This is a genomic window from Hydrogenophaga sp. (assembly GCF_041633695.1).
Taxonomy (GTDB): Bacteria; Pseudomonadota; Gammaproteobacteria; order Burkholderiales; family Burkholderiaceae_C; genus Hydrogenophaga.
This window is the reverse complement of record NZ_JBFJMY010000164.1, coordinates 1-8,812: the sequence shown is the minus strand read 5'-3', so window position 1 is coordinate 8,812 and position 8,812 is coordinate 1. Positions and strand designations below refer to the sequence as shown.

Below are 8,812 nucleotides of genomic sequence, written 5' to 3'. Positions count from 1 at the left end.
GTTGTCCGTCATCGCCCCCACCGTGGGCGCCGCATAGGTGGGCACCAGCGCCACGCTCACCCGCATGCGCTGGTTCAGCCGCTGCGCCACTTCGTGCACGTAGCGGCCCACTCCACCCAGCACCAGCGGCGGGTACTCGGATGTGAGCAAAAGGCAGTGGGTGCTCATTCGATCGGCTTCGTCGGCGGCGGCACCGGCCCGGCCTGCACCGCCTGGGTGCGCTCGATGCGCTTCAGCAGTTGTTCCAGGTTGCGCTGCGAGTTGCCAAAGTCGGCAAAAACGATGGTGAGGATGATGGCCAGCACCGCCAGCAGCAGGTTGCGGGCAGACTCCCGCATGCGCAGCATCTCCATCGAGGCGTGGGTGGTGCGGTCTTGCAACTGCTTCTCCAGCATCCGGTGCACCAGGTCCCGCGCCACCGGCAGACGCAGGCCTTCGAGGTTGGCCGCCAGCAGATGCCGGGCCGCAGGCCGGGTCTGCCAGGGCAGCGTGAGCTGGAGGAACCACCTGCCGAACGCGGCTTCGTGCACTTCGCGCAGGGTTTCTTCAAAGGTGGCGGTGTAGACCAGGGCCGGCATGGCCAGGTAGCGCAAAGGCGGGTATTCGGGCAGCAGGTCGTAGTGCGGGTAGCGATCAGCGCCGGGCTCGACGCTGAATGGCATGGCCGCCAGCACCGGCGCCTCGGGCACAAACCAGTCCCGGTGCGTGGCGTGCACATCCGACGGGTAGGGCAACGACACCGACAACATGCCGCCCGGCTGGTGGTAGAGCCGGAAAAATGCCGCCGAACCCCAAGCCTCGGGCAACATCCTGTTTGCCACGTCCTGGTCCACGCCACGCGCGTGCTGGAACAGCAAGCGGTAGAGGTTGAGCTTCACATCGGGTGTGGGCGCTTTCACGTGTTCCGGCTGGTCGCAGATCAACGAGGTGTAGATGTAGCGCGAAACCCCCAGCGCGTTGCGCCGATGATTGGCCGCACCACGCAACACCCGGGACAGCTCGCCCAGTCCACCCATCAAATGGCTTTCGCGCTCGCTCAGTTGGTAAACCTGCGCCAGAAATGCGGCCACGTTCTCCACCGCTCCACTGCGTGGATCGTCCAGATCGATCTGCAGCGCCGAAAACGCAAACGCGATGTGCAAGGTGGAAATGCCCAGGCGCTTGTCCTCGATCAAGGTCCAGTCGCTCCAGATCTCGGGCAGGTCCGCGCTGGGCTGGAAGCGGGCCGAAAGCAGGTGCTCCACGCGCAGGGAGGCGGCGTAAAACCCGTTCAGGCAAAAGGCCAGCGCGCAGCGGTGGGCGCGCTCGATGTGTTGCGACCACGCCGGCGTGCGCCGATCACCGGCGAGCCGGCGCAGGCGCAGGGTATTGATATCGAAGCTTTTGGAACTGAACACCGCGCTGGCGTACACCTGGGCCATACCGTCCTCGCCTTCATCGAAATGCGATTGTCGCGCTTCAAACCACACCCGGACCAGCCCATACCCGCCGCCGGGCCCTGCCGCCCTGTGTGCCACGGCAGCTGATTACACTCAGACAACCCCGTTGCTGTCCATGAACCCACAAGACTATGTCCAACAAAAAGCCGCTGCCTCGGGCAGCAGCTTTTATTACGCGTTTCTTTTCTTGCCCACCGAGCGGCGCGCCGCCATCACCGCGTTTTACGCATTCTGCCGCGAGGTGGACGATGTGGTCGATGAAGTGAGCGATCCCGGCGTGGCCACCACCAAGCTGGCCTGGTGGCGCCGCGAAGTGGCGCAGGCCTTTGCCGGCTCGCCCAGCCACCCGGTGCTGCTGGCCCTGGTACCACACCGTGCCGCCTTCGGCATCGAAGCGCGGCATCTGCTGGCCGTGATCGACGGCTGCCAGATGGACCTGGACCAGAACCGCTACCTCGACTTTCCCAACCTGCAGCGCTACTGCCACCTGGTGGCGGGCGAAGTGGGTGAGGTGGCGGCGCGCATTTTTGGCCAGACGCAAGAACAGACCACCGCCTATGCCCACCGCCTGGGGCTGGCGCTCCAGCTCACCAACATCATCCGCGACGTGGGTGAAGACGCGGTGCGCGGGCGCATCTACCTGCCGGTGAACGAACTGCAACGCTTCGACGTGAAGGCACACGAGCTGCTCAAGCGCGGTACCGCAACGGGCGCGGACGCCGCCGATTTCCAGCAGCGTTTTGGCGCACTCATGGCCTTTCAGTGCGAGCGCGCATTGGCCACCTACGACGAGGCCTTGGCGCTCCTGCCCGAAGCCGACCGGCGCGCACAAAAACCCGGCTTGATGATGGCCAGCATTTACCGCACCCTGTTGCGCGAGATCGCCACCGAGCCGATGCTGGTGCTCACGCGGCGCGTGGGCCTGACGCCCTTGCGCAAGCTGTGGCTGGCCTGGAAGGTGCAAGCGCTTGGACGGCTTTAACACCACCTCCGACCTCCAGAACGGCGCCTGTGCCGCCTGGTGGCGCCGCTGCGCGGCCCGGGGCCTAACATGAAGATCGCCATCGTCGGCGGTGGCTGGGCCGGCATGGCGGCTGCGGTGGAGCTGGCCGGCGCCCACCACGACATCACGGTGTTCGAAGCCACACGCACCCTGGGTGGGCGCGCCCGCGCACTGGACGTGGAATTGCCCGATGGCACGCCCATCACGCTGGACAACGGGCAGCACCTGCTGATCGGCGCCTACACCGAGACCCTGGCCTTGATGCAGCGCGTGGGCATGCCCCCGGCGCAATCGCTGCTGCGCCTGCCGCTGTCGCTGGCCTTTTCGGACGGCTCGGGTCTGCAAACACCGAGCTGGGCAGCGGGCTGGCCCGCCCCACTCGATGCGGTGGCGGCCATCGCCACCGCCACCGGCTGGAGCTGGCGCGAACGGCTGGCGCTGGTGCGGACATCGCTGGCCTGGCAACGCGCGGGTTTTGTCTGCGCCCCCCAGCTCAGCGTGGCGGCCTTGTGCGCGGGCCTGCCTCAGCGCGTGCGCGACGAACTGATCGAACCGCTGTGTGTGTCGGCGCTGAACACGGCCATGGCCGACGCCAGCGCGCAGGTGTTTTTGCGGGTCTGGCAAGACGCTTTGCTGGGCCAGGGGTTTGAAGCGTTTTCGGCCTCCAGCATGTTGCTGCCGCACACCGATTTGTCGGCCTTGTTTCCCGAAGCCGCCGCGCGCTGGTTGCTGGCCCACCACGAAGCCCATGCGCGCCTGCTGCTGGGTACCCGCATCCAGGGCCTGCACAACGACGGCACGCGGTGGCGGCTGCACGGTGAGGGCATTGGCGAAGAAGGGGGCGACATCAGCCAGCCTTACGACCAGGTGATCTGGGCCACGGCGGCCAGCCCCGCCGCGCTGGTGGCACAAGCCGCTGCCGCCGATCCCCGCACGCAAGCCGCACACGGGCCCGAGCTGGCCGACTGGGCGGCCGCAGCAGCTGCACTGGATTTCACCGCCATCACCACGGTCTACGCCTGGGGCAACGGTGCCCACCTGCGGTCACCCATGCTGGCCTTGCGCCCCTGGCCAGACGCCCAGCGCGCCCCGGCGCAATTCGCGTTTGACCGTGGCCAGCTCAAGCCCAACGACGCGGCCATGCAAGGCGTGTTGGCCTTTGTGGTGAGCAACAGCAGCGGTGAACGCGGCGACTTGCAGGCACGTGTGCTGCAACAAGCGGCCGAACAACTCGACCTGCACCGCTTGCAAGCCTTGCAGACCGTGGTGGAGAAGCGCGCCACCTTTGCCTGCACCCCCGGCCTGCAAAGGCCACCCATGGCCATGGCACCCGGTCTGTGGGCCGCTGGCGACTACCTGCAAGGCCCCTACCCCGCCACGCTCGAAAGCGCGGTACGCAGTGGGCGTGCAGCCGCCCAACGGGTGCAGCAACACGCGCCCGGTACACGCTGAATGCCGCCACCCACGGTCGGTCGAAACACGTGCATTTGAGCGGAACCTCTCGCCCCTTTAGACTTCTCAGGGTCTGACCCGTTTTTTTGACCTCGAGTAAAGGAGCTTTTGCGCATGTTTGGAGTAGCCACCGTTCGCCCGTTTTTGATCGCCATCGCCCTGTCCCTGGCCAGTTTGTCGAGTGCCATGGCACAAAGCATGGTCAGCGTGAAAGGCAGTACCCTGAACATGCGTTCCGGGCCCAGTACCAAAACGGAAGTGCTGTGGGAACTGAAGCGGGGCTACCCACTGAAGGTGGTGAAACGCCAGGGCCGGTGGCTGCAGGTGCGCGATTTCGAAGACGACAGCGGCTGGGTGGCGCGCTCGCTCACCGGCAGCACGCCCCACCATGTGGTGAAGTCGCGCATCGCCAATGTGCGCAAAGGCCCCAGCACCCGCACGCGCATCCTGGGCAAGGCCGAGTACGGTGAGTTGTTGCGCACCAAGGAGAAAAAAGGCAAATGGGTGCGCGTACAACGCCCCAATGGCCAGACCGGCTGGATCGCCAAGAGCCTACTCTGGGGCTGGTAGCACACCACCACCCAAAGAAAAAGCGGCGGACCTCTCGGTCCGCCGCTTTTTTTCATGCCCACTTGGTCAAGCCACCGTTTCGGCGCTCGCCTCAGGCACGGGTTCCGGGTTGGGCGGCACGATGGCGCCGATGATGTCGCTCATGCTGATCACACCCAGGTGCTTGCCCTTGGCCGTCACCACGTTGGCAGCCTCTTTGTTGTCCACGCTGAGCTGGCGCGCGGCCTCTTCGATCACCAGGCTGGGGTCCACGTCCGGCCCGTCCACCCGCTCACCGGGCAGCATGAGGGTGCGGCAACGGATCACTCGGCCCCGGTTCACGTCGCGCACAAAGCTCTCGATGTAGTCGTCGGCGGGCTTCAACACGATTTGCTGGCCGGTGCCCTGCTGCACCACTTCGCCGTCGCGCAGAATCGCGATCTTGTCGCCCAGGCGCAAGGCTTCGTCCAGATCGTGGGTGATGAAGACGATGGTCTTGCCGATCTCCTGCTGCAAATCGAGCAACACGCTTTGCATGTCGCTGCGGATCAAGGGATCCAGCGCAGAGAAGGCCTCGTCCATCAGCAAAATGGGCGCGTCGTTGGTGAGCGCACGGGCCAGGCCCACGCGTTGTTGCATGCCGCCCGAGAGCTGGTTGGGGTAGTTGTCTTCGTAGCCTTTCAGGCCCACCCGCTCGATCCAGCGCATGGCGCTTTCGTGGCGTTTCTTGCGCGAAACCCCCTGCACCTGCAAACCGTATTCGGTGTTCTCCAGCACCGTGAAGTGCGGGAACAAGGCGAACTTCTGAAACACCATGGCGGTCTGTTCGCGCCGAAAGCGCAACAGTTCGCCGTGGCTCATCTTCACCACGTCTTGCTCGCCCACCAGCAGCTCGCCCGCCGTGGGGTCGATCAAGCGGTTGATATGGCGGATCAGCGTGCTTTTGCCCGAGCCCGACAAACCCATCACCACCTGGATGCCACCAGCGGGCATGTCGATGTTGATGTCGCGCAGGCCCAGCACATGGCCGTGCTCGTCGCGCAAGACCTGCTTGGTCATGCCCTGCTGCACCGCTTCCAGGTATTTTTCGGGCGTCGGTCCGAAGATCTTGTACAGGTGGCGAATGGAAATACCGACGCTGGACGCGTTGCCGTTGGCTGCGCCCGTGGGCGCGCTGGCCTGCGTTGCTGTTGTTGTCACCGTCGTTGCATCAACCATGGACCACCTCCAGGTGCCGTTGCAGCCGCTTGCCATAGGCCTGCGACACGCGGTCAAAAATAATGGCAATGCCCACAATGGCCAAGCCGTTGAAAACACCCATGGTGAAGTACTGGTTGGAAATGGCTTTCAGCACCGGTTGGCCCAGGCCCTGGACCCCGATCATCGACGCCACCACCACCATCGCCAGCGACAGCATGATGGTCTGGTTCACACCGGCCATGATGGTGGGCAGTGCCAGAGGCAGTTGCACCTTGCTCATCTTCTGCCAGGTTGATGAACCAAAGGCATCGGCGGCCTCCAGCAAATCTGTGTCCACCAGGCGTATGCCCAGGTTGGTGAAGCGGATCACCGGCGGAATGGCGTAGATCACCACCGCGATCAGGCCCGGCACGCGCCCGATGCCCAGCAGCATCACCACCGGAATCAGGTACACGAAGCTGGGCATGGTCTGCATCACGTCCAGCGACGGGTTCACGACGCGCTGCAAGCGGTCCCAGCGGCTCATGGCAATGCCGATGGGCAGCCCCAGGGCCAGCGCGACGACGGTGCACACAAAGATCATCGAGATCGTCTGCATGGTGTCGTCCCACATGCCAAAGAAGCCGATGGCCAGCAAGGTGAGCACGGTGCCGATCACGATCTTGAGGGAACGCGACGCGGCCCAGGCGATCAGCGCGATCGCCGCCACCACAAAAGGCCAGGGCGACTGGGTGAGCAGGCGCTCGGAAAACAGCAGGAAATCGCGCAGGGGGTCGAACAGGCGCTCCAGCGGTTCACCGTATTCGCGGGTGAAGCCGCGAAAGCTGCCGTCGATGGCACGGCGCAGCGCACTGAGCTGCTCCGAGCCCAGAGAGGGGAATTCATTCAGCCAGGACATGGTTCTCCTTTGCTTGAAAACACAACAGCGGCACAGAACCCGTTCGGGATTCTTGCCGCTGTGAGGAAATGCCCGTGTCGAGGCGACACGGGTGCGACGTGTTCAAACGCGTCGGATCAGAGCGATGCCTTGATCTTTTCAGCCGCTTCTGGGGAAACCCACTGGGTCCAGATTTCGGGCTGGGTCTTGAGGAACTGCACGGCACCGTCGGCACCGGTGGCCTGGTTGTCGCTCATCCAGGACAGCAAGGCGTTGACCGTGTCGTTGCTCCACGCACGCTTGTTCAGGTATTCGACGGCAGGGCCGCCGGCTTTCTGGAAGCGGTCGGTGATGACGGTGTAGACCTCGGCGCGCGCCCAGTCGTTCTTGACCGGATTGTCGCAATCGACCTTGGCGTTACAGGCTTCCCACGCTTCTTTGTCGTGCGGCACGCCAGCGTCCAGCTTGACCATGTCGTACTTGCCGAGAATCGAGGTCGGGGCCCAGTAGTAACCCAGCCAGCCCTGCTTGCGCTCGTTGGCTTTGGCGATCGAGCCATCCAGGCCGGCAGCCGAGCCGGTGTCGAGCAGCACAAAGCCCTTTTCTTTGGCGCCCCAGGCCTTGAAGGCGTTGGCGGTGGAGAGCTGGCAGTTCCAGCCAGCCGGGCAGTTGTGCACGGCGCCCTTGCCCTTGTCTTCCGAAGATGCGAACAGCTCGGGATGCTCCAGCGCATCGTCGATGGTCTTGATGTTCGGATTCGCGTCGATCACGAACTTGGGCACCCACCAGCCTTCGACGCCACCGTCCTTCAGGGACTCGGCGCCGTAATGCAGCGTGCCTTCTTTGATGGCCGCTTCCAGTGGCTGCCGCACCGCGTTGATCCAGGCTTCGGGCGCCACGTCGGGCTGGCCCTTTTCCATCATCGCGGTCATGGTGGGCATGGTGTCGCCAGGCACCAGCTCGACTTCACAGCCATAGCCTTTGGACAACACGATGTTGTCGATGTTGGCCAGCACTTCGGCCGACTGCCAGTTCATGTTGGCCACGGTGACCTTGCCGCAGGCCTGGGCCACTTCGGGGGCGGCAGCGGGCGCGACAACGGGTGCTTCTTCCTTTTTGCCGCAGGCGGCCAGCGCGACCGCCGTGGTCAGGATGGCGAGAGAGAGATGGGGGATTCGGCGCATGGAATGGCTCCTGTTTTTCAGTTGGATGACCCCATCGGCGCACGGCGCCAATAGGATGCGATAGGCAACCCAACAACCTGAAAACCAGAACGACCCTTGCCGCTCATCCAACAGGCTGTTGGATGGAACTTAGCCGCCAATTATACGTTTATTTTCTAGATGTATGTATATTCATCCAGTTTTCCATATAACGGTACGAATGGGTACCTCGGTGCGGCACCGCCTCAATGCCCGTTCAAAGCCTTGGCGGCCACCTGCGCCGGACGCGCCATACAGCGCAAGATCCAATCCCTCGTCAGCGGATGCTCTTGCATGAGCGCACGCGCCGGGCGCGCCCAGTTCAGCACGCTGGCCACGCACAGGTCGGCCACGGTGAAGCGCGCCGCCGCCAGATAGGCCTGGCCATCGGCCTGCTGCTTCTGAAAATGGGCTTCGATCACCCGCAACGGCACCGCCAGCCGCCGTTCGGCGGTCAGGGCCAACTCGGGTTTGCGCCGCGCTTCGGGCATCACCAAACGGTGCATCAGCACGGTCAGCGCATCGGCCTCGACCTCGGTCACGGCCCAGAAACTCCATCGCAAGGCGTCGGCATCTTCCCCCGGCGTGGACGGGCTGATACCCAGGCCATCGGCCCGCCCATGGTGGCGCGCGAGGTAGAGCGCGCAGGCCATGCTCTCCCAGACCACGACCTCACCGCCTTCTGCGTCGGTTCGCGCATCCACCAGCACCGGAATGTGGCCGTTCGGGTTGAGCGCCAGAAAGTCGGGACTGCGGGTGCCACCGCCTTGGTAGCTCGTGGCGACGTGGGTGAAATCCAGACCGAGTTCGGTCGCCGCCCACAAGGGACGCACGGTGCGGGACTCGGGGATGCCGTAAATGGTGAGGCTCATGGTGGCAAAAGCGGTGGTTGAAATTCAGAGCAGATGCCCCGGCGGCGAACCCGGCTTCTGTGCCTGCGCCTGCGCAACACCTTCGGCCAGCGCCAGCAACAGTGCGCCGATCGCCGCCGCCGATTCGGGCGAAGCCAGCATGCCCTCTTCGTCTAGATGGGCACCCAGCAGGGGTATCGACACCGACGCAGCCTCCACAATGCACGCGGCCATGGTGG

The 8,812-nt window shown here is 64.5% G+C and carries 8 protein-coding genes and 1 pseudogene; 3 read left to right on the top strand and 6 right to left on the bottom strand.

Annotated elements, in window-relative coordinates; translation table 11 throughout:
* Positions 1-164: 164 nt before the first annotated feature.
* Positions 165-1,421, bottom strand: coding sequence for a hypothetical protein (locus ABYB95_RS11755; protein ID WP_372658718.1), 1,257 nt, complete (start codon positions 1,419-1,421; stop codon positions 165-167).
* Between the two features lie 133 nt (positions 1,422-1,554).
* On the opposite strand from ABYB95_RS11755, the gene hpnD reads away from it, so the two are divergent.
* The 3 genes from hpnD (at position 1,555) to ABYB95_RS11740 (ending at position 4,464) form a co-directional block, all read left to right on the top strand.
* A complete protein-coding gene (gene hpnD / locus ABYB95_RS11750) occupies positions 1,555-2,421 on the top strand; it encodes a presqualene diphosphate synthase HpnD (protein ID WP_372658717.1) in 867 nt (288 codons plus the stop codon).
* 69 nt (positions 2,422-2,490) lie between these two features.
* A complete protein-coding gene (gene hpnE / locus ABYB95_RS11745; RefSeq protein ID WP_372658716.1) occupies positions 2,491-3,894 on the top strand; it encodes a hydroxysqualene dehydroxylase HpnE in 1,404 nt (467 codons plus the stop codon).
* A gap of 114 nt (positions 3,895-4,008) precedes the next feature.
* Positions 4,009-4,464: an SH3 domain-containing protein gene (locus ABYB95_RS11740; protein ID WP_372658715.1), complete on the top strand. Its 456-nt coding sequence runs from the start codon at positions 4,009-4,011 to the stop codon at positions 4,462-4,464.
* A gap of 66 nt (positions 4,465-4,530) precedes the next feature.
* Here ABYB95_RS11740 and ABYB95_RS11735 read toward each other — a convergent pair whose 3' ends face one another.
* From ABYB95_RS11735 to ABYB95_RS11715, 5 genes and pseudogenes are all read right to left on the bottom strand, one after another.
* The gene (locus ABYB95_RS11735; protein ID WP_372658714.1) at positions 4,531-5,661 is read right to left on the bottom strand and encodes a glycine betaine/L-proline ABC transporter ATP-binding protein; all 1,131 of its coding nucleotides are present in this window, start codon (positions 5,659-5,661) and stop codon (positions 4,531-4,533) included.
* Positions 5,654-6,541, bottom strand: coding sequence for an ABC transporter permease (locus ABYB95_RS11730; protein WP_372658713.1), 888 nt, complete (start codon positions 6,539-6,541; stop codon positions 5,654-5,656). Before ABYB95_RS11730 ends, ABYB95_RS11735 begins: the two co-directional genes overlap by 8 nt.
* A gap of 116 nt (positions 6,542-6,657) precedes the next feature.
* A complete protein-coding gene (locus ABYB95_RS11725) occupies positions 6,658-7,704 on the bottom strand; it encodes an ABC transporter substrate-binding protein (protein ID WP_372658712.1) in 1,047 nt (348 codons plus the stop codon).
* 224 nt (positions 7,705-7,928) lie between these two features.
* A complete protein-coding gene (locus ABYB95_RS11720; protein WP_372658711.1) occupies positions 7,929-8,594 on the bottom strand; it encodes a glutathione S-transferase family protein in 666 nt (221 codons plus the stop codon).
* A gap of 24 nt (positions 8,595-8,618) precedes the next feature.
* Positions 8,619-8,812: pseudogene (locus tag ABYB95_RS11715) on the bottom strand (hypothetical protein); the annotation flags it as partial.

Coding starts and splice junctions, on each gene's coding strand:
- ABYB95_RS11755 (WP_372658718.1), bottom strand. CDS start 1,421: ATGGCCCAGGTGTACGCCAGCGCGGTGTTCAGTTCCAAAAGCTTCGAT.
- hpnD (WP_372658717.1), top strand. CDS start 1,555: ATGAACCCACAAGACTATGTCCAACAAAAAGCCGCTGCCTCGGGCAGC.
- hpnE (WP_372658716.1), top strand. CDS start 2,491: ATGAAGATCGCCATCGTCGGCGGTGGCTGGGCCGGCATGGCGGCTGCG.
- ABYB95_RS11740 (WP_372658715.1), top strand. CDS start 4,009: ATGTTTGGAGTAGCCACCGTTCGCCCGTTTTTGATCGCCATCGCCCTG.
- ABYB95_RS11735 (WP_372658714.1), bottom strand. CDS start 5,661: ATGGTTGATGCAACGACGGTGACAACAACAGCAACGCAGGCCAGCGCG.
- ABYB95_RS11730 (WP_372658713.1), bottom strand. CDS start 6,541: ATGTCCTGGCTGAATGAATTCCCCTCTCTGGGCTCGGAGCAGCTCAGT.
- ABYB95_RS11725 (WP_372658712.1), bottom strand. CDS start 7,704: ATGCGCCGAATCCCCCATCTCTCTCTCGCCATCCTGACCACGGCGGTC.
- ABYB95_RS11720 (WP_372658711.1), bottom strand. CDS start 8,594: ATGAGCCTCACCATTTACGGCATCCCCGAGTCCCGCACCGTGCGTCCC.